The 19,147-nt window shown below is 58.8% G+C and carries 15 protein-coding genes; 3 read left to right on the forward strand and 12 right to left on the reverse strand.

Going from position 1 to position 19,147, the window contains the following annotated elements; translation table 11 throughout:
- Positions 1-113: 113 nt before the first annotated feature.
- The 8 genes from BK665_RS07625 to betI all read right to left on the reverse strand — a co-directional run bounded on the left by BK665_RS07625 (position 114) and on the right by betI (position 9,377).
- A complete protein-coding gene (locus BK665_RS07625; RefSeq protein ID WP_123404314.1) occupies positions 114-1,451 on the reverse strand; it encodes a TldD/PmbA family protein in 1,338 nt (445 codons plus the stop codon).
- Complete coding sequence (locus tag BK665_RS07630) at positions 1,451-2,893, reverse strand: TldD/PmbA family protein (protein ID WP_123404316.1); 1,443 nt, start codon at positions 2,891-2,893, stop codon at positions 1,451-1,453. Before BK665_RS07630 ends, BK665_RS07625 begins: the two co-directional genes overlap by 1 nt.
- Positions 2,894-3,123: 230 nt before the next feature.
- Positions 3,124-3,468, reverse strand: coding sequence for an AzlD domain-containing protein (locus tag BK665_RS07635; protein WP_123404319.1), 345 nt, complete (start codon positions 3,466-3,468; stop codon positions 3,124-3,126).
- Entirely contained in the window at positions 3,465-4,187 is a 723-nt protein-coding gene (locus tag BK665_RS07640) for an AzlC family ABC transporter permease (protein WP_123404321.1), read from the reverse strand. Before BK665_RS07640 ends, BK665_RS07635 begins: the two co-directional genes overlap by 4 nt.
- Positions 4,187-5,179 carry a hypothetical protein gene (locus BK665_RS07645; RefSeq protein WP_123404323.1) on the reverse strand — a complete coding sequence of 331 codons (993 nt, stop codon included), beginning with the start codon at positions 5,177-5,179 and terminating at the stop codon, positions 4,187-4,189. Before BK665_RS07645 ends, BK665_RS07640 begins: the two co-directional genes overlap by 1 nt.
- A gap of 183 nt (positions 5,180-5,362) precedes the next feature.
- A complete protein-coding gene (betA, locus tag BK665_RS07650; protein WP_123404325.1) occupies positions 5,363-7,066 on the reverse strand; it encodes a choline dehydrogenase in 1,704 nt (567 codons plus the stop codon).
- A gap of 145 nt (positions 7,067-7,211) precedes the next feature.
- Complete coding sequence (betB, locus tag BK665_RS07655) at positions 7,212-8,684, reverse strand: betaine-aldehyde dehydrogenase (protein WP_123404327.1); 1,473 nt, start codon at positions 8,682-8,684, stop codon at positions 7,212-7,214.
- 99 nt (positions 8,685-8,783) lie between these two features.
- Positions 8,784-9,377: a transcriptional regulator BetI gene (betI, locus tag BK665_RS07660; protein ID WP_123404329.1), complete on the reverse strand. Its 594-nt coding sequence runs from the start codon at positions 9,375-9,377 to the stop codon at positions 8,784-8,786.
- Positions 9,378-9,757: 380 nt separating this feature from the next.
- Between betI and BK665_RS07665 the strand changes: the two genes are divergently transcribed.
- On the forward strand, positions 9,758-11,707 hold the full coding sequence (locus BK665_RS07665) for a BCCT family transporter (RefSeq protein WP_259699581.1): 1,950 nt from the start codon (positions 9,758-9,760) through the stop codon (positions 11,705-11,707).
- Positions 11,708-11,905: 198 nt separating this feature from the next.
- Here the strand turns inward: BK665_RS07665 and choV are convergent, their stop codons facing one another.
- The 3 genes from choV to BK665_RS07680 form a co-directional block, all read right to left on the reverse strand.
- A complete protein-coding gene (gene choV, locus BK665_RS07670) occupies positions 11,906-13,084 on the reverse strand; it encodes a choline ABC transporter ATP-binding protein (protein ID WP_123404332.1) in 1,179 nt (392 codons plus the stop codon).
- The gene (gene choW / locus BK665_RS07675; protein ID WP_123404334.1) at positions 13,081-13,926 is read right to left on the reverse strand and encodes a choline ABC transporter permease subunit; all 846 of its coding nucleotides are present in this window, start codon (positions 13,924-13,926) and stop codon (positions 13,081-13,083) included. Before choW ends, choV begins: the two co-directional genes overlap by 4 nt.
- 77 nt (positions 13,927-14,003) lie before the next feature.
- Positions 14,004-14,954, reverse strand: coding sequence for a choline ABC transporter substrate-binding protein (locus tag BK665_RS07680; RefSeq protein WP_123404336.1), 951 nt, complete (start codon positions 14,952-14,954; stop codon positions 14,004-14,006).
- A 435-nt stretch (positions 14,955-15,389) separates the two neighbouring features.
- On the opposite strand from BK665_RS07680, the gene BK665_RS07685 reads away from it, so the two are divergent.
- Together BK665_RS07685 and gbdR are read left to right on the forward strand one after the other, a co-directional pair.
- Entirely contained in the window at positions 15,390-16,766 is a 1,377-nt protein-coding gene (locus BK665_RS07685; protein ID WP_123404338.1) for an L-serine ammonia-lyase, read from the forward strand.
- 523 nt (positions 16,767-17,289) lie between these two features.
- A complete protein-coding gene (gbdR, locus tag BK665_RS07690) occupies positions 17,290-18,393 on the forward strand; it encodes a choline metabolism transcriptional regulator GbdR (RefSeq protein ID WP_123404340.1) in 1,104 nt (367 codons plus the stop codon).
- Between the two features lie 99 nt (positions 18,394-18,492).
- Here gbdR and BK665_RS07695 read toward each other — a convergent pair whose 3' ends face one another.
- Complete coding sequence (locus tag BK665_RS07695; RefSeq protein ID WP_123404342.1) at positions 18,493-18,756, reverse strand: hypothetical protein; 264 nt, start codon at positions 18,754-18,756, stop codon at positions 18,493-18,495.
- Positions 18,757-19,147: the final 391 nt, after the last annotated feature.

Here is a 19,147-nt window from a genome sequence, read left to right on the forward strand (position 1 = left end):
GACGCGGCCCCTGTGGGAGCGGGCTTGCTCGCGAAAGCGGTGGATCAGTCAACATTGATGTTGAAGGTGATGGCCTCTTCGCGAGCAAGCCCGCTCCCACAGGGTTTTTGTGTTTACAGGGTCAAGGTCAATCGGCTGACGAGCGCCCCAGGCAACAATGCCGATGCCGTCGCTCGCTGACTGTAAGTACTCGCCGACAGCAACAACTCGCGCTCCTGGGTCAAGGCCTCCAGTTGCGAACCGAGCAAACTGTAGGCGCTGTCATCGAAACGCATGGTGCTCACCGGCGCCTGGATCTCGCCGTTCTCGACCCAGAACGTCGCAAACCGGGTCATGCCGGTCAGGCGTGCGGCGGGTTGGTCGGAGTAGTTCAAGTACCAGAGGTTGCTGATGTACAGCCCCGTGCCCAGTTGCTTGAGAATCTCCGCTTGCGGCAAGGCGCCGGCCGCCATGTTCAACGCACTGGGCATTTCACCGCCTCCAGCACCGTTGGCCTCCAGGCCATATTCCGCCGCACTCCGCGAGCTGACCATTTGCGCGCCGGCCTTGCCTGCGACGATCAAGGCCAGGTCACTGCGCGGATAGCCTTCACCGGAAAACGCCGGGCTCAGGGAGCCGCTGACTTTTTCATCCAGCGACACCAATGGGCTGAACGCATGATCCCCCGCGTAGAGCTTCTGCAATGGGCTGTTCTTGCTGGCAATCGACTGCGCGGAAAAACCGCCCCAGCCGAGCATGTCCATGATTTCTTCCATGGCCGCTGGCGCCAGGTAAGCGCGGTACTGACCCGGTGCCAAGGTGCGCAATGGCCGGCCGAGAAACGCCAGTTGTTCGCGGGCCAGGGCAACGCGCTTGGCAAAACCTTCGCTGCTCCAGTCGTGCCCCGCATAACTGGCTTTCACCGCTTGGCCATTTTCGTGGAACAGGCTGAAGTCGAAGTTAAAACTGTTGGCCTGATGCCAGCCAAACGCGCCCGAGGAACTGGCGAAACCACGACTGATCGGCCCAGCCGCATAGAACCCCACCAAGTCCAGCCCTTCGGCAGCCTGGGTGATTTCGGCCACGACCTGCTCGGTATCCGGCAGCGGATGGTCCTGCAGGTTCTTGCTCTGCCAGCCGTTGTGGTTGAGCAGCAAGTACGGATCTGCCGGTAGCAGCGGCAAGGTCTCGCGCAGTTGTTGCAGGCCTTCCTCCAGGCGCTGGATATCGGTTTCGGCATCACCGGACAGGGTGATGTGCAGGTCGGCGTGGCGTCCTTCGTTGATCAGTTTGAAACCGACGCTCGCCTGCTGCACCTGCCCGGCCTGACGCACCTTGGCATGGTTGAAGCGCACGAAGGCCGAGGACTCGGCGGCGTAGCTGAGGGTGAATTGTTCCGGCTCGCGAATCGCCCTGCGCAGCCAGGTGACCAGGGCCTTGAACGACTCGACCTGATTTTTTGCAGTGCTCATCAGGCATCTCCCCCAAACACATCCACATTGCTGAACACGCACGCGGGCGACGCATGGCCGACGCGGATCACTTGGTTCGGCTCGCCCTTGCCGCAGTTCGGCGTGCCCAGGACCTTGAAGGTATTGGCGTCGCCGACGGCGCTGAGGCTTTTCCAGAATTGCGCGGAAATCGCCCGGTAATTCGGGTTCTTGACCACGCCTTTGAGTTCGCCGTTTTCGATCAACTGGCCCCACTCGCAACCGAACTGGAATTTGTTGCGCGCATCGTCGATGGACCAGGAACGGTTGGTGCGCATCAAAATGCCGTTTTCGATATTGCCGATCATCTGCTCCAGCGGTTGATCGCCGGGCTCGATGTTCAGGTTGGCCATGCGGTCGATCGGTGGGCGGTTCCAGCCGCAGGCGCGGCTGTTGGCCACGCCGTCCATGCCGGCACGGAATTGCGACAGCGCGCCGCCCAATGGCCGCAGCAACAGACCTTCCTTGATCAGGAATTGTTTGCTCGCGGCGGTGCCGTCGTCGTCATGGCCGTAGCTGGCGAGCTGTTCGGGGATGTCCGGGTCGAAGGTCACGTTGAGCAGTTTGGAGCCGTATTGCAGGCTGCCGAAGTCTTCAGCCTTGACGAAACTGGTGCCGGCGTAATTGCGCTCATCACCGAGGATGCGGTCCAGTTCCAGCGGGTGACCGATGGACTCGTGGATTTGCAGCATCATTTGGTCCGGCATCAACAGCAGGTCACGCGGGCCTTGCGGAGTGTTGGGTGCCAGGAGCAATTGCAGGGCCTGATCGGCGATTTTCGGCCCGGCGCCGACCAGGCCGCAGCGGCTGATCACATCGAAACCGCCCTGTTGGCCAAAGTTCTCGCGGCCCAGGGTGCGGATCTGGCTGTCGTTGCCGTCGTAGGCGGTGACTTCCAGGCTCGGATAGACAAATCGCTGGGCCTGGCGCAGTTCGGCACCGGCACTGCTGAGGTAAATCTGTTCAACGTTGGTGATGCCGATGCTCACCTGCCAGTTCACCAGGCGTTCGTCCTTGGGCACGGCGGCGGATTCCGCGCCGAGCAGTTGGTAGCAATCGCTCAAGGAAGGGAAGGGCTGGTCGAGGTTCGGCGACAGGTAGTCGGCGCGGTCGCTGGAAACGATCTGCGCGCTCAGGTCGAGCAAGGCGTGGGGCTTGAGGCGACGGGCTTGTTGCTCGGCCTTCTCCAGCGCGGCTTGCAGGCCTTGTTGCGACAGGTCATTGGTCGCGGCGTAGGCTTCGACACCGTTGACCCGCACGGTCAGCATCGCGCCTTCGTCACGGCTCAGGCTTGGCGGTTCGGCGACATTCTTGCGCACCGACAGGTACTGGCCGGACTCACGTACATAACGCAGCGAAAAGAATTCAGCGCCCGTGCGCAAGGCAGCGAAGCGCTGCTTGAGCTGGGGGTGGAAATCGAACATTCGAAAACCTCCTTGGTCTGGAGAAGCGGCGTATCGGTACAGCGAGGGGGGTGAAACGTTTGCGTGGCGCTAGATTAGGCCTGGGCGGGGGGTAGGATCAAGCGTGAAGCGGTGTAGGAAAGGATTACCGGTGTGCGTAGGCGCACGATGATTTGGCTGATGGTTGAAGTTCGCGAGCAGCCTGTTGCGGGTTGCTCGCGATCTGTTCTTCTGTCAGGCAAAAAGCGGGTTCAACTGTTGAGATAGGCGAACGCAGCCAGATAAATGCATAAGCTTGCAAAGAAACTGGGCAGGATGCTTTTTGTTTTCGCGACGGCGATGAAGGTTCCCACAAGCAACAAGAGCTTCAGCGCGTCCAGCGTTTGAAATTGCAGTATCAGCGTTAGCGCATCTCTTTTGTTGAACGCGGTGTCGTAAATAATGACTCCCAGCATCGCCTGTGCGCTGTAGCTGATAAACCGATAAAAAGAACCTTGGGTTTGAGTTAGCGCTGCACTGTTTTTGAAGGCAAAAGGCAGCGCTCGAAATGCAAAGGCTGTAAGGGCGGAAAATGCAATAAGAAGCCAGATTGTCATGAAGCAACGCTGCCCTGTTTTTTGGTATTTTCAATCAGCACGACCAGTCCGCCGATGATAAAAGGCGTGCAGAGCAAGCTGTAGTCCTTGAATAGATAGACGAGCAGCGGGGCACCGACGAAGCCCAGCCAGTAACTCGATACTTCCGCGTAGTGAGGCCAGTGCTTGCCGGCCAAGGCGGTAAATTGAAGCGGCAACAGAATGGTCATGAGTGCATAAATAGCCGGCGAAGCCAACTCTGCACCAGCGACGAAACCAATATAGGTGCAGATGATCGATACACCAAATATCGGAAGTCCAAGACCAATCAAGTAAGTGAAGGGGTGGTCGGTTCGCCGCTTGAATCGAGTGACACAACCCGTAAATATCGAGGGTGTAATCAGAATCAAGGACGCCAGGATTTTCGCAGTTGAGGTGTTCCTGATATAGGGCGCAAGTGTCGCAGATAGCAGTACGAAGCGAGCGTTGAGTGCGATGATGATGGGGATTAATATCCAGCCATCGTTATAGTTTTGTATCAGTAGAAACTGCAATGGGGTGGAGAATATTAACAAGGTTGTTGCAAGCGCCTGACCCAAAGATAATGATTGTGTCGCGCTCAGGATGCCAATCGATAAGTACAGGAATATAAATGCGACGCCAAACGTGATTGCGTCACGAACGCCTTCCATAATGACGTTCGCAGTTGAAGTTTGGGCGGGCGTGTTTGAGGTAACCATCAGTTGGCTATCCGTGTGCAGGTTGTTTCGTTCAGTGGGTAGTAATGTTTTCTAGGACCTTTACTTCGGAACAGTAACCGGGGCGTTGTACTGAGCGTCGAGTGATTCGCTTGTCTGCCAGCCTCGCTGGGATCGATATTCAGCATCGGGCGTGCATGCAATATTTTGCGATTGGCCACGATCAGGAACGTACCGGTCTCAGCCGTAGAGACATGATTTTTTGCGTTTCGCAGGCTGTCCCGGATTTTATCCAGCACGTGTTGACCTCCATGCACGGCACGCATTCGTTCACCCCTGTGGGAATCAATGCGAAAGTCCAACGCAAATTGAAAGCCGTAGAGATCGGAAAACTCAACTACATGGCGAATCCGCTCTTTTAGACCGCAGACGTTTTTCCCCGAGATAAATGTAGCTTGAGTAGTCAGTAATTCGCCGAGATCTTCATCGTTCAATGCGCAAAGCAAGTCGCTCGGAAAATAGTAGGCAGTAGGGGTGTTTGTAGTGTCGCGGCAAACCGTCAAGGCCAGATAATCTACATTCAGGTTTTCATACAGATCATCGGAGTGCGGCGTGATATCACCGTGACCGTTGCCCCATTCCCGATATTTTTCTGCAGAAGGCTTCAGGTACAAAGCTTTATGTTCTTCGTATTCGTACTTTATATCAGTGAGGTGAAAAAGGTCGGCCAAGGCCTCATGTACTGTTAAAGCAAGTTTTGGTGAGTCCAGGCTGAATATATTTTTTATGCAAATAGCAGCGCTTCCATTTGCCAACCCTACTTTGTCAAAGTGGAAAGCATCTTCGGTGTGCAAGTAAGTCAGAAATAGATTAATCAATTGTGTCTTTAAAATGTGGATATCTTGGCTGTTGTTTCTTTTCCACCAAGACTCAATGACACCGTTTAAATAACTGAAGTCCAGAATGGTCGTTCTTTCTTCAGCTATTTTTTTTCGAAACAAATCCACGTCTTTCGTCGGGCTGGTGTCAAGCATATCCTTGTGCTCCACAAAATTTATTGGCGGCGATTAAATCCGGGCGCGAATAATAGTGGAGATTTTAAAAATCGCGAAAGTGCAAGTGTTACCAGTTTTGTTTGATGTGATCCATTTGCGTCAGACAGAAAAAAACCGCCAGCCTTACAGGATGACGGTTATGTTCGAAACAAGGTCCAACTGTTACTGAGCAGTAGGACTCACATCCCGCATCGGCTTGCCACGCACCGGTGCATCACCGGCCACGAAGTAGGCGGCGGTGCTGCGCGGCAATGGCTGGCGGCCACGGATCTTGTCGGCGATTTTCTCGGCGATCATGATCGTTGGGGCGTTCAGGTTGCCGGTGGTGATGATCGGCATGATCGAGGCATCGACCACCCGCAGGCTCTGCATGCCGTGCACGCGACCTTCAGCATCAACCACGGCCATTTCGTCGGTGCCCATTTTGCAGGAGCAGGACGGGTGGAACGCGGTTTCGGCGTGTTCGCGGATGAACTTGTCGAGCTGTTCATCGGTTTGCACGTCGATGCCCGGGCTGATTTCGCGGCCACGGAAAGCGTCCAGTGCAGGTTGCTGCATGATTTCACGGGTCAGGCGGATGCCGTCGCGGAATTCCTGCCAGTCCTGCTCGGTGGCCATGTAGTTGAAGAGGATGCTCGGGTACTCGCGCGGATCCTTCGACTTGGCCTGGACGCGACCGCGGCTTGGCGAACGCATGGAACCCATGTGCGCCTGGAAGCCGTGCTCTTTCACGCCGTTGCTGCCGTTGTAGTTAATCGCGACCGGCAGGAAGTGGTACTGGATGTTCGGCCAATCGAATTCTTCACGGGTACGGATGAAACCGCCGGCTTCGAACTGGTTGCTGGCGCCGATGCCGGTGCCGTTGAACAGCCACTCGGCACCGATGGCTGGCTGGTTGTACCAGAGCAGCGACGGGTACAGCGAAACCGGTTGGGTGCACGCATATTGCAGGTACAGCTCAAGGTGATCCTGCAGGTTTTCGCCGACGCCTGGCAGGTCGTGGACCACCGGGATGTCGAGCTTGTTCAGCAGTTCGGCCGGGCCGACGCCGGAGCGTTGCAGGATTTGCGGCGAGGCGATGGCGCCGGAGCACAGCAGCACTTCTTTGCGCGCCTTGGCTTCAACCCGCTCTTCAGCGGCGCCGATCAGGTAACGCACGCCGACCGCACGCTTGCCTTCGAACAGGATCTTGTCGGTCAGGGCGTGGGTGACGATGGTCAGGGTCGAACGCTTCTTGGCGATGTCCAGGTAACCGCGAGCGGTGCTGGCGCGACGGCCGTTCGGCGTCACGGTACGGTCCATCGGGCCGAAACCTTCTTGCTGGTAGCCGTTCAAGTCTTCGGTGCGCGGGTAACCGGCCTGTACGCCTGCTTCAACCATCGCGTGGAACAGCGGGTTGTTGCCGGCCTTCGGCGTGGTCACGCTGACCGGACCGTCGCCACCGTGGTAGTCGTTCGGGCCGATGTCGCGGGTTTCCGCCTTGCGGAAGTACGGCAGGCAGTCGAGGTAAGTCCAGTCTTCCAGACCTGGCAATTTCGACCAGTTGTCGTAGTCCATCGCGTTGCCACGGATGTAGCACATGCCGTTGATCAGCGAGGAACCGCCGAGGCCTTTGCCGCGACCGCATTCCATCCGGCGACCGTCCATGTGTGGCTCTGGATCGGTTTCGTAGGCCCAGTTGTAGCGACGGCCTTGCAGCGGGAACGCCAGGGCGGCCGGCATTTGCGTGCGGAAGTCGAAACGGTAATCCGGGCCGCCCGCTTCGAGCAGCAGGACGGTGACGCCTTCGTCTTCAGTCAGACGGGTCGCCAGGGTGTTACCGGCCGAGCCGGCACCGATGATGATGTAATCGTATTCTTGGGACATTAAATGCACCCTCTTTGAAAGTGGTCAGGTCAGGCGAGTGCTGCGCACTCGTTCGCGAGCAAGCCCGCTCCCACATTGGAATAGGGACTCCTGTGGGAGCGGGCTTGCTCGCGAAGGCGGCCTCGCGGGCGAAGCAAATGCCGCCTTAGAAAACCGAGGCGTAATCGCCCAGTTCGACCTGTACCGATTTGATGCGTGTGAAGTTGTTCAGCGAGCTGATCCCGTTCTCACGGCCAACACCCGACTGCTTGTAGCCGCCGACCGGCATCTTCGCGTCGGACTCGCCCCAGGCGTTGATCCAGCAGATACCGGCTTCCAGTTGATGAATCACGCGGTGGGCGCGGTTCAGGTCCTTGGTGACGATACCGGCGGCCAGGCCGAAGTCGGTGTCGTTGGCACGACGGATCACTTCTTCTTCGGTGTCGTAGGTCAGGATCGCCATCACCGGGCCGAAGATTTCTTCGCGCACGATGGTCATTTCGTCGGTGCAGTCGGTGAATACGGTCGGTGCCACGAACGCGCCTTTGGCGAATTCGCCGTCGGTCAGGCGATTGCCGCCGCACAGGACGCGAGCGCCTTCTTCCTTGCCTTTGGCGATGTAGCCCAACACGCTTTCCATGTGGGCGAAGCTGACCAGCGGACCGAAGTTGGTGTTCTCGTCTTCCGGGTTGCCGATGCGGATACGCGCAACGCGCTCAGCGATCTTGGCTTCGAAAGCCGCTTTCAGATGTGTCGGGATGAACACGCGAGTGCCGTTGGTGCAGACCTGACCGGAGCTGTAGAAGTTGGCCATCATCGCGGTGTCGGCGGCGCGATCGAGGTCGGCGTCGTCGAAAATGATCAGCGGGGACTTGCCGCCCAATTCCATGGTCACGTCTTTGAGCGACGAAGCCGAAGCGCTGGCCATGACCTTCTTGCCGGTGTCGGTGCCGCCGGTGAAGGAGATTTTTTCGATGCGCGGGTGCTCGGTCAGCCAGGTGCCGACTTCACGGCCGCTGCCGGTCAGCACGTTGAACACGCCCGCTGGCAAGCCTGCTTCGGTGTAGATCTCGGCCAGTTTCAGGGTAGTCAGGGAAGTGACTTCGCTTGGCTTGAAGATCATCGCGTTACCGGCCGCCAGGGCTGGTGCGGATTTCCACAGGGCGATCTGGATCGGGTAGTTCCACGCGCCGATCCCGGCGACAACGCCCAGTGGCTCGCGACGGGTGTAGACGAACGAAGTGGTGCGCAGCGGGATCTGCTCGCCTTCGATGGCCGGCACCAGGCCTGCGTAGTATTCCAGCACATCAGCGCCGGTGACGATGTCGACGTATTTGGTTTCGGAGAAGGATTTGCCGGTGTCCAGGGTTTCCAGGGCGGCCAGTTCATCGTTGCGCTCGCGCAGGATGTCCACGGCACGACGCAGGATGCGCGAACGCTCCATGGCGGTCATGGCGGCCCAGATTTTCTGACCCTTCTCAGCGCTGACCACAGCACGCTCGACGTCGTCGAATGTCGCACGCTGTACTTTTGCGAGGACTTCACCGTTAGCCGGGTTGATGGCTTCGAAGGTGGCGTCGCTGCTGGCGTCGGAGTAGCCGCCATCGATGTAGAGTTTTTGCAGTTCGAAACGGGCCATAGTGTCCTCGCAAGTGCATAAGTGGTTGGCGTTGGTCACCGGGTGCCGTGGAGCGTTGGCGGTCGGTGACGGTTCAGGGGCTGAGCGGTTATGTGTGCTCTAGCTCACCTGCTTGGCCAATTGGAAATCCATGTATTCGTAAGCGATCTGTTGCGCCTGCCCGGTGTCGAAAGCATCTCCCGACAGCGCGCCGCGCAACCACAAGCCGTCAATGAGGGCTGCCAGGCCACGGGCGGCGTTGCGCGCTTCATCGAGCGGCAATGCACGGCGGAACTGGCAGCACAGGTTGGAATACAGGCGGTGATCGTTGATCCGCTGCAACCTGTGCAAAGACGGCTGGTGCATGCTGGTGGCCCAGAAGGCCAGCCAGGTTTTCATTGCCGGGCCATTGACCTGGCTGGCGTCGAAGTTGCCTTCGATAATCACCTGCAGATGAGCCCGTGGGCTGTCATCGGCCAGCGCCTGACGACGCGCGGTGACGTTCTCGCTGAGGACGCTCATCAGATACCGCATCGTGGCGGCGATCAGGCCATTCTTGTCCTGAAAATAGTGACTGATGATGCCATTCGAGACACCGGCCAAACGGGCGATCAGCGCAATGCTGGCGTCCCCCATTCCGACCTGATCGACTGCCTGCAATGTGGCTTCGATCAATTGCTGGCGACGGATGGGTTGCATACCGACCTTGGGCATCTTGCACATCTCCTTAGGCCTTCCGACGGACGAAAAACGTCTATCGGATTGAGGGCCAGTCTATTTTGTTTTGATTGAACGTTCAATCAACAAAGAATAAGATCTGCGACAATTCGTCGCGATTTACAGATTTTTCCTACGTGTAAACGGCGATAAACCGACATCCGAATCTGCTCGAAACCTATACGCGCTGGCGTCCCTAGGGCTTCGGGCTTTTTTCGGGCTGTCTTTATATCACCCGCCGGTCGGCTGCCAACTAACCGATTGGTCGGGTAACGCGTTGCCTTGTGTTCTTCTCCCGCACTGCCCGGAGCATCTGTGCCATGAGTTCTGCCTCTCTAATAAAGACCCCACCCGAGAAGGTGACGGTCAACGGTTGGGTGTTCTACACCTCTACCGCGTTGATCCTGTTGTTGACCGCCATTCTGATCATCGCCCCGCAAGAGGCCGGCAGATTGCTCGGTATTGCCCAGGCCTGGTTATCCCGCAGCTTCGGCTGGTACTACATGGTGGTGATCGCCGCCTATCTGGTGTTTGTGGTGGGCCTGGCGTTTTCGTCCTACGGCAAACTCAAACTGGGCAGCAAGGACGACACCCCGGACTTCAGCTACGGCGCATGGGCGGGGATGCTGTTCTCGTCGGGGATCGGCATTTCGTTGCTGTACTTCGGCGCGTCCGAGCCGCTGGACCATTACTTCAACCCGCCGGAAGGCGTGGCCGCGAGCAACATGGCGGCGCGTCAGGCTGTTCAGTTGACGTTCCTGCATTGGGGCCTGCATGGCTGGGCGATTTACGCACTGGTCGGTTTGGCCGTGGCGTACTTTGCCTACCGTCACAACCAGCCGCTGGCGCTGCGTTCGGCGCTGTATCCGCTGGTGGGCGAGCGTTGGGTCAAAGGCGCGGCCGGGCATGCGGTGGACGGCTTCGGCATGTTCGTGACCTTGCTGGGGCTGGTGACGAACCTGGGGATCGGTTCGCTGCAAGTGTCTTCCGGGCTGGAAAACCTGTTCGGCATGGAACACAGCAACACCAACCTGCTGATCGTGATCATCGTGATGAGCACCGTGGCGACTATCGCCGCCGTGTCCGGCGTGGAAAACGGCATCCGTCGTCTGTCCAACCTCAACATCGTGTTGTTCAGCGGTTTGCTGATTTTCGTGCTGTTGTTCGGCCCGACCCTGCACCTGCTCAACGGCTTTGTGCAGAACATCGGCGACTACCTGAACGGCGTAGTGCTGAAGACTTTCGACTTGTACGTGTACGAAGGCGACAGTGACAAGTCCGACCGCTGGTTGGGCCTGTGGACCCTGTTCTACTGGGCTTGGTGGATTTCCTGGGCGCCATTCGTGGGCATGTTCATCGCGCGTATTTCCCGTGGTCGCACGGTGCGTGAACTGGTGGCTGGCGTGTTGCTGATCCCGCTGGGTTTCACCCTGGCGTGGCTGTCGATCTTCGGTAACTCGGCCCTGGACCTGGTGATGAACCATGGGGCGGTGGAGCTCGGGAAGACGGCGCTGGAACAGCCGTCGATGGCGATCTACCAGTTGCTGGAGCATTACCCGGCGTCGAAGGTTGTGATTGGCGTGTCGATCTTCGTCGGTTTCGTGCTGTTCCTGACCCCGGCGGATTCCGGCGCGGTGATGATGGCCAACCTGTCCTGCAAGGGCGGCAACGTTGATGAAGATGCGCCGCACTGGCTGCGGATCTTCTGGTCGGCGGTGATTACCCTGGTGACCATCGGCCTGTTGTTTGCCGGTAACTTCGAAGCCATGCAAACCATGGTGGTGCTGGCCGGTCTGCCGTTCTCGGTGGTGCTGGTGTTCTTCATGTTCGGTTTGCACAAGCAGATGCGCCAGGACGTGCAGGTCGAACAGGAGCAAGCGGAGCTGGCCGCACGCGGTCGTCGCGGTTTCAGCGAGCGCTTGACGCAGCTGGACCTGCAACCGAACCAGTCGATCGTGCAGCGCTTCATGGACAAACAAGTGAGCCCGGCGCTGGAAGATGCCGCCGTTCAATTGCGCGCTCAGGGTCTGGATGTGCAGACGTTGCTCGGTAAATCGAAGCGTTGCATGGGCGTGCGGATCGAGATGGAAGAGGGCAACCCTTTCGTTTACGAAGTCAGCCTGGACGGCTACCTGGCGGCGGCGAGCGAGACGGTGTCGGCCGAAAGTGCCGATGAACCCCGTGCGCGCTACTACCGTGCCGAGGTGTACCTGCACAACGGCAGCCAGGACTACGACTTGATGGGCTTCACTCAGGATCAGATCACCCGTGACGTGCTCGATCAGTTTGAAAGCCATCGGCAGCTCCTTGGCCGGGTCTATAGCTGAGTTTTGATTGGGCGCGGTGTTTCACTCGAAGCACCGCGTCGCCTTCATTCGCGAGCAAGCCCGCTCCCACATTGGAATGCATACCCCTGTGGGAGCGGGCTTGCTCGCGAAGGGGCCATCAGCCACAAAGCTGCACGACCCGAAAGCCCATAAACAAAAACGCCGCGATCCTCTCGCGGCGTTTTTGTGTCTGTTGCCTTAACCCAGGTTCTTGCCGAGCAGCGCGTGGTACAGCTCGCTGTCGCCGAGGATCCCTACCACTTTGTTGTTGTCGTGCAGCACCAGTTTGTTGCCGGTCTGGTAACGAATCTGCAGTGCTTCGCGCATGCCGATGTTGGAGTCCACCAGGGTTGGTCGACGGCCCAGGCCTTCCACCGATTGCCCCGGCACCCAGTTTTGCAGGTCCAGGCTCGCGCCGTTCTGGCGGGCGCCCTTGATGGTGTTGCCCTCGGCCAGGTCCAGCCACGAATCGCCGCCCGGATCCAGGCACACCGAACCGTTGATACGTTTGCAGTTGTCCAGCGTGCGCATCAGGCTGCGGCCGCACAACACGTTCAGCGGGTTGGTGTGAGCCACGAAGGTGCGCACGTAATCGTCCGCCGGGTTCAACACGATCTCTTCCGGCACGCTGTACTGCACGATGCGCCCGTCTTTCATGATCGCAATCCGGCTGCCGAGCTTCAGCGCTTCATCCAGGTCATGGCTCACGAACACGATGGTCTTGTTCAGCTTGCTTTGCAGTTCCAGCAGTTCGTCTTGCAGGCCTTGGCGGATCAACGGGTCGAGGGCCGAGAACGGTTCGTCCATCAGCAGAATGTCGGCGTCCATCGCCAGCGCACGGGCCAGGCCCACACGTTGCTGCATACCACCGGAAAGTTCGTCGGGCTTCTTGTTGCGCCACTGGGTCAGACCCACCAGCTCAAGCTTGTCGTCCACCAATTTACGGCGTTCTTTCTCAGGCCGACCCTGCATTTCCAGACCGAAACTGATGTTCTCGCGAACGGTCAGCCAAGGCATCAGGGCGAACTTCTGGAACACCATGGCGATACGCTTGGTGCGCATCATTTTCAGTTCTGCCGGGGTACAGGACGCAATGTCGATCTGTCGGCCTTCGTGCTCGACGAACAACTTGCCACGGCTGACCGTGTTGAGGCCGTTGATGCAACGCAACAGGCTGGACTTGCCGGAACCGGACAGGCCCATCAGCACGCAGATTTCGCCTTTTTCGACGTCCAGGCTGGCTTTTTCAACGCCGACGATCTGCCCGGTTTTCTTCAGGATCTGGTCGCGGGTCATGCCTTGGTCGAGGAGTTTGAGCGCCTCACGCGGGTCTTTGGAGAAGATTACGTCGACGTCTTCGAAGCGAATAATGCTCATGCGTCACCCCCTACTTTAGCGTCGGGTTGTTTGCAGATACGGTCGAGCATGATCGCCAGCAGTACGATTGCCAACCCGGCTTCGAAGCCCAGGGCGATATCGGCGGTGTTCAGTGCGTTGACCACGGGTTTGCCCAGGCCATCGGCGCCCACCAGTGCGGCGATCACCACCATCGACAACGACAGCATGATGCACTGGGTGATGCCGGCCGCGATGCTTGGCATCGCGTAGGGCAGTTCGATGCGTGCGAGCAGTTGACGTCGCGAGCAGCCGAAGGCTTTGCCGGCGTCCATCAGTTCTGCGGGAACATCACGGATACCCAGGTAGGTCAGGCGGATTGGCGCGGCAATCGCGAACACCACCGTCGAGATCAGGCCCGGGACCACACCCAGCCCGAAGAGGGTCAGGGTCGGAATGAGGTACACGAAGGTCGGCACGGTCTGCATCAGATCGAGCACCGGACGCATCAGTGTGTAGAACATCGGTTTGTGCGCGGCGACGATGCCCAACGGCACGCCGATGACCACGCAGACCAGGGTCGCGAAGAGCACCTGGGCAAGGGTTTCCATGGTTTCCTGCCAGTACCCCAGGTTGAGGATCAGCAGAAAGGAGGCGATGACGAAAACGGTCAGCCCCCACTTTCGTTGAATGAAGTGTGCCAGTAGCGCGATGAGGCCGATCAATGCCAGCGGGTTGAACCAGGTCAGCGCAAACGTCACGCCGTGGATCATCGTTTCCAGTGTCACGGCAATTGCGTCGAAGGTGCTGGCGCCGTGTTGCGTCAACCATTCAACGAAGCCCGCGATGTACTGGCCTAGGGGGATTTTCTGATCAATCAGCATGGTAGTGAACGTCCGCATGCAAGGAAATAAACAGCCCGGGCGAGCGAACTCGCCCGGCGTAAGCGATGCTCCTTAATTTAAGGCTGCGCAAGCTTGGCTTTAACGGCCTCCAGGCCTGGTTTACCGTCAATGGTGGTCACGCCAGCGAGCCAGGTATCGAGCACCTGTGGATTCTTTTTCAGCCAGGCCTTGGCTGCTGCGCCAGGCTTCATCTTGTCGTCCAGGATGTTGCCCATCAGCGCGCTTTCCATGTCGACGGTGAACTCCAGGTTTTTCAGCAGAGTGCCGACATTGCTGCATTCCTGGACGTAGCCCTTGCGGGTGTTGGTGGCGACTGTGGCGGCACCGAAGTCCGCGCCGAAGAAGTCATCGCCACCGGTCAGGTATTGAATCTTGAAGCGCTTGTTCATCGGGTGCGGTGCCCAGCCGAGGAAGACCACGGCGGTATCACGCTTCTGTGCGCGATCAACCTGGGACAGCATCCCGGCTTCGCTGGACTCGACGACTTTGAAGCCGGCGGTTTTGAGACCGAAGGCATCCTTGTCGATCATGCTCTGGATCAGGCGGTTGCCGTCGTTGCCCGGTTCGATCCCGTAGATCTTGCCGTCGAGTTCTTTCTTGAATTTGGCGATGTCGGCGAAGTCATGCAGCCCTTTGTCGTACAGCGCTTGCGGTACGGCGAGGGTGTACTTGGCGCCAGTGAGGTTGGTGCGCACGACGTCAACGGTGCCCGCATCGCGGTAGGCCTTGATGTCGTTTTCCATGGTCGGCATCCAGTTACCGAGGAACACGTCCATGTTCTTGCCGTCGGCCAGGGACTTGTAGGTCACGGGCACGGAAATCATGGTGGTCTTGGTTTTGTAGCCCAGGGCGTCGAGGACAACGCTGGTGGTCGCGGTAGTCGCGGTGATGTCGGTCCAGCCGACATCAGAGAAATTTACGGTGCTGCACTGAGCGGGTTCTGCGGCTTGAGCCAGTAACGGCAGACTCAGCATGGCGGCCAACAACAACGACGGGGAACCTTTCATGGGTGGACTCCTTGGTGTTTTTTTTGGCAGTGTTCCGACTGGACCACCGCACTTATAGGTTGCGGTTGGATGGCGTTTTGGAGACAGCTCTACCACGGCGCCTTGCAATCGAGTCGATACGATCATGTACCAGTGAAAATCTGACGCCTACAGGGTGCGTCGTAACCAGTACAGGGATGGTCGCATCCAGTGTCAGTGACGTCGTTTACAGCTTTTTTCTGCCCTGTTTGCCGCTCTGAACCGCAAAAAAACGGCGAAAACGCAGCGTCGACGACCCGCGGCGTTGTTGGACATGAGTGCGTCGGTGTGAGACGTCGAACGACACCACAAAAGCCTGATGATGCGGCCATCTCGGCGGATTGCAGCTTGAGCGTAGCAGCTCCGTCACTGGGCGCTTTTGCGTCTGGAGTTGGCACATCCAGGAGTTCGGCAGTAATGGCTATCAGCGTTTTCGACCTGTTCAAAATCGGCATTGGCCCTTCCAGTTCGCACACGGTCGGCCCTATGCGGGCCGCGGCGCTGTTCGTGCAAGGTTTGCGTGAGCAGGGTCTTTTGGAACAAGTAAGACGGGTCGAAGTTCAGCTTTTCGGGTCGTTATCGGCCACCGGCATCGGTCACGGCAGCGATAACGCCGTAATCATGGGCCTGATGGGCGAGTGGCCGGACGCGATTGATCCGTCGCAAATCGGCCTGCATATCGAAACCCTGCGCGAAACCCACACCTTGTTGCTCGACGGTCGATTGTCGGTGCCGTTCATCTGGGCTCGCGACATGCGCCTGATCGACGAGAACCTGCCATTTCACCCGAATGCCATGACATTAATTGTAGAAGGCGATCACGGTGAGCTGCACCGCGACACCTACTATTCGATTGGCGGCGGTTTTGTCGTCGATGAGGCGCAAGCCTCCAGTGGTGTGGTGGATCTGGATCGCACCGTGTTGCCGTATGACTTCTCCAGTGCGGTGGAACTGCTGGAGCTGTGTCAGAAGCACAATCTGCGGGTGGCCGAGCTGATGTTGGCCAACGAGAAGGTCTGGCGCAGCGAAGATGAAATCCGTTCGGGCCTGATGAAACTCTGGCGCGCCATGCAAGATTGCGTCGATCAGGGCCTCAAACACGAAGGCATCCTGCCCGGCGGCCTGAATGTGCGCCGGCGTGCGGCCAAATTGCACCGCAGCCTGCAGGAACTGGGCAAGCCCAATGTGATCGGCTCGACGTTGAGTGCGATGGAATGGGTCAACCTGTTCGCCCTGGCGGTCAACGAAGAGAACGCGGCCGGTGGGCGCATGGTCACGGCACCGACCAACGGCGCGGCAGGTATCATCCCGGCGGTGTTGCACTACTTTATGAAGTTCAGCGAGGTGGTGACCGAGGCCAACGTGGTCGACTATTTCCTCAGTGCCGCAGCGGTGGGGATTCTGTGCAAAAAGAATGCGTCGATCTCCGGTGCTGAAGTCGGGTGCCAGGGCGAAGTCGGTTCTGCGTGCGCGATGGCGGCGGCCGGATTGGCAGAGATTCTCGGTGCTACGCCGGAGCAACTGTGCAATGCGGCGGAGATCGGCCTGGAACACAACCTCGGCCTGACCTGCGATCCGGTGGGCGGCCTGGTGCAGGTGCCGTGCATCGAGCGCAATGCGATTGCCGCGGTGAAAGCGATCAATGCCGCGCAGATGGCGTTGCGCGGCGATGGTCAGCACTTTATCTCGCTGGATCGGGTTATACGCACCATGCGTGATACCGGCGCCGATATGCATGACAAATACAAAGAGACATCGCGGGGTGGGTTGGCGGTGAGTGCGGTGGAGTGTTGATTCAGTAGGACCGCGTCGCGCCATTCGCGGGCAAGCCTCGCTCCTACAAGGGCAATACAAAACCTGTGGGAGCGGGCTTGCCCGCGAAGGCGCCAGACCAGTCAAAACTGCGCGCTAAGTGAACACCGCACCAAAAACGCGCCACCTTTTAGCGCGTCGCTTACAGACAAGCGCACTGTCCGAGATCCGGGATCCAGGATGGCCATTACCGCCTGTCACCTGTGCTTGTGGTGACACTCTTCTCCAGCACCTCGCAGCCCCTGTTCCCACAAGTGCTACCGATTTGCTCACACCCCGCGCCGCAGCGCATTTGCCCGCCGCGATGGCACTTATAACCCCCACTCTGCGCACGGCTTATATAGACACGCCGCGACGTCGTTTTCAGGAGTTATTGAATGACCATTCAACTTTAGGCATGGCAATTGCTCTGTCATTACAAAGCCCGTCTCCCACGCGAGAACGATGGCAATAACAAGAGCCTCCGCCTGAGGCCATCACCCGCTTTGTGTGAGGAGATACCGCGATGACGACGTTCAACTCCGGGGCTCAACCCCAGAACCGTGCGCCTCAATCCATCGGCTTTTTGCTGCTGGACAATTTCACGCTTATTTCTCTGGCCTCCGCAGTAGAACCCCTGCGCATGGCCAACCAATTGTCCGGCCGCGAGCTGTATCGCTGGACCACCCTCACCGTTGACGGCGGCCAGGTCTGGGCCAGTGACGGTCTGCAAATCACCCCCGATTGCTCCATGCATAAAGCCCCGGCGATGGACACCATCATTGTCTGCGGCGGTATCGGCATCCAGCGCACTGTGACCCGCGAACACGTGTCGTGGCTGCAAAGCCAGGCGCGTCAGTCCAAGCGCCTCGGCGCGGTGTGCACCGGCAGTTGGGCCCTGGCCTGCGCCGGCCTGCTGGACGGTTTCGATTGCAGCGTGCACTGGGAATGCCTGGCCTCGATGCAGGAAGCTTTCCCGCGTGTGGCCATGAGCACCCGGTTGTTCACCCTCGACCGTAACCGTTTCACCAGCTCCGGCGGCACCGCGCCGCTGGACATGATGCTGCACCTGATCAGCCGCGATCATGGCCGTGAACTGTCGGCGGCGATTTCGGAGATGTTCGTCTACGAGCGCATCCGCAACGAACAGGATCACCAGCGCGTGCCGCTCAAGCACATGCTCGGCACCAACCAGCCGAAGTTGCAGGAAATCGTTGCGCTGATGGAAGCCAACCTGGAAGAGCCGATCGACCTCGACGAACTGGCGGTGTACGTCGCCGTTTCCCGTCGTCAGCTCGAGCGCCTGTTCCAGAAATACCTGCACTGCTCGCCGTCGCGCTACTACCTAAAGCTGCGCCTGATCCGTGCCCGGCAGTTGCTCAAGCAAACGCCGATGTCGATCATCGAAGTGGCGTCGGTCTGCGGGTTTGTTTCAACGCCGCACTTCTCCAAGTGCTACCGCGAGTACTTCGGCATTCCGCCGCGTGACGAGCGCGTAGGCTCGAACACCACGCAACAGGTGGCGATGATGCCGCTGCCGCAGGCGTTGGTGCTGTCGCCGCTGTCCGGGCCGTTGTCGGCGTTGAGCCAGGCGCGCAATGAGTCGACTTTCGCTAGCGTAAGGCTCTAGACCGAGGGGCCTTCATTCGCGAGCAAGCCCGCTCCCACATGGGATCTGTGAACGCCGCAGATCCACTGTGGGAGCGGGCTTGCTCGCGAAGGCGTCCTGTCAGGCGCTACGGCTCTGCTGATACTCCGCCAACGCCGGCAACAATTGCTTATCGATCGCCTGGCGCACCGACGGCAGGATGGTCGCGCTGCCGGTGTACATCTGCTTGACCATGGTGCGCAGGATCATCGCCCGCTCATTGTTCAAACCTCGCACAGCGCATTCGCAAGCCTGCTCGGCTGTGGAGCCGTTCGGCACTTGGAAACCCAGCGACAGCAGCAGGCCCAACAGGTCTTCCTGGTCAATCAAATCGGCGTGCATCATGACGCAATCCTTCTTCAGGGAACGGTGTCGTGGCTCGATTCTGGTAGGGGCCGGGAGTGGCGGCAAGGACGATTTGTCGCAATGGCCGCAATACCTATGAACAGGTCGTTTTCGGCTAACTTGCCGGGGAGGGGAGTAGGCACACTGGGTTCAGCTGGCTTCACGAAGGTTTGGTCACCCTCGCGCAACGGCTCCTCAACAGTACCTTGTGCCCCGATCCTGTCACGGCTTGATCGGGGCTTTTTTTTGTCTGGGAATCAGGGAGATGTGGGTTGTCTGGACTGACGCCTTCGCGAGCAAGCCCGCTCCCACAGGGGTTCACCGTGAACCCTGTGGGAGCGGGCTTGCTCGGGTAGAAACCGGGGACATCCTTTACGTTTTAAACCGGAGA

The organism is Pseudomonas frederiksbergensis, from assembly GCF_003732665.1.
GTDB lineage: Bacteria > Pseudomonadota > Gammaproteobacteria > Pseudomonadales > Pseudomonadaceae > Aquipseudomonas > Aquipseudomonas frederiksbergensis_G.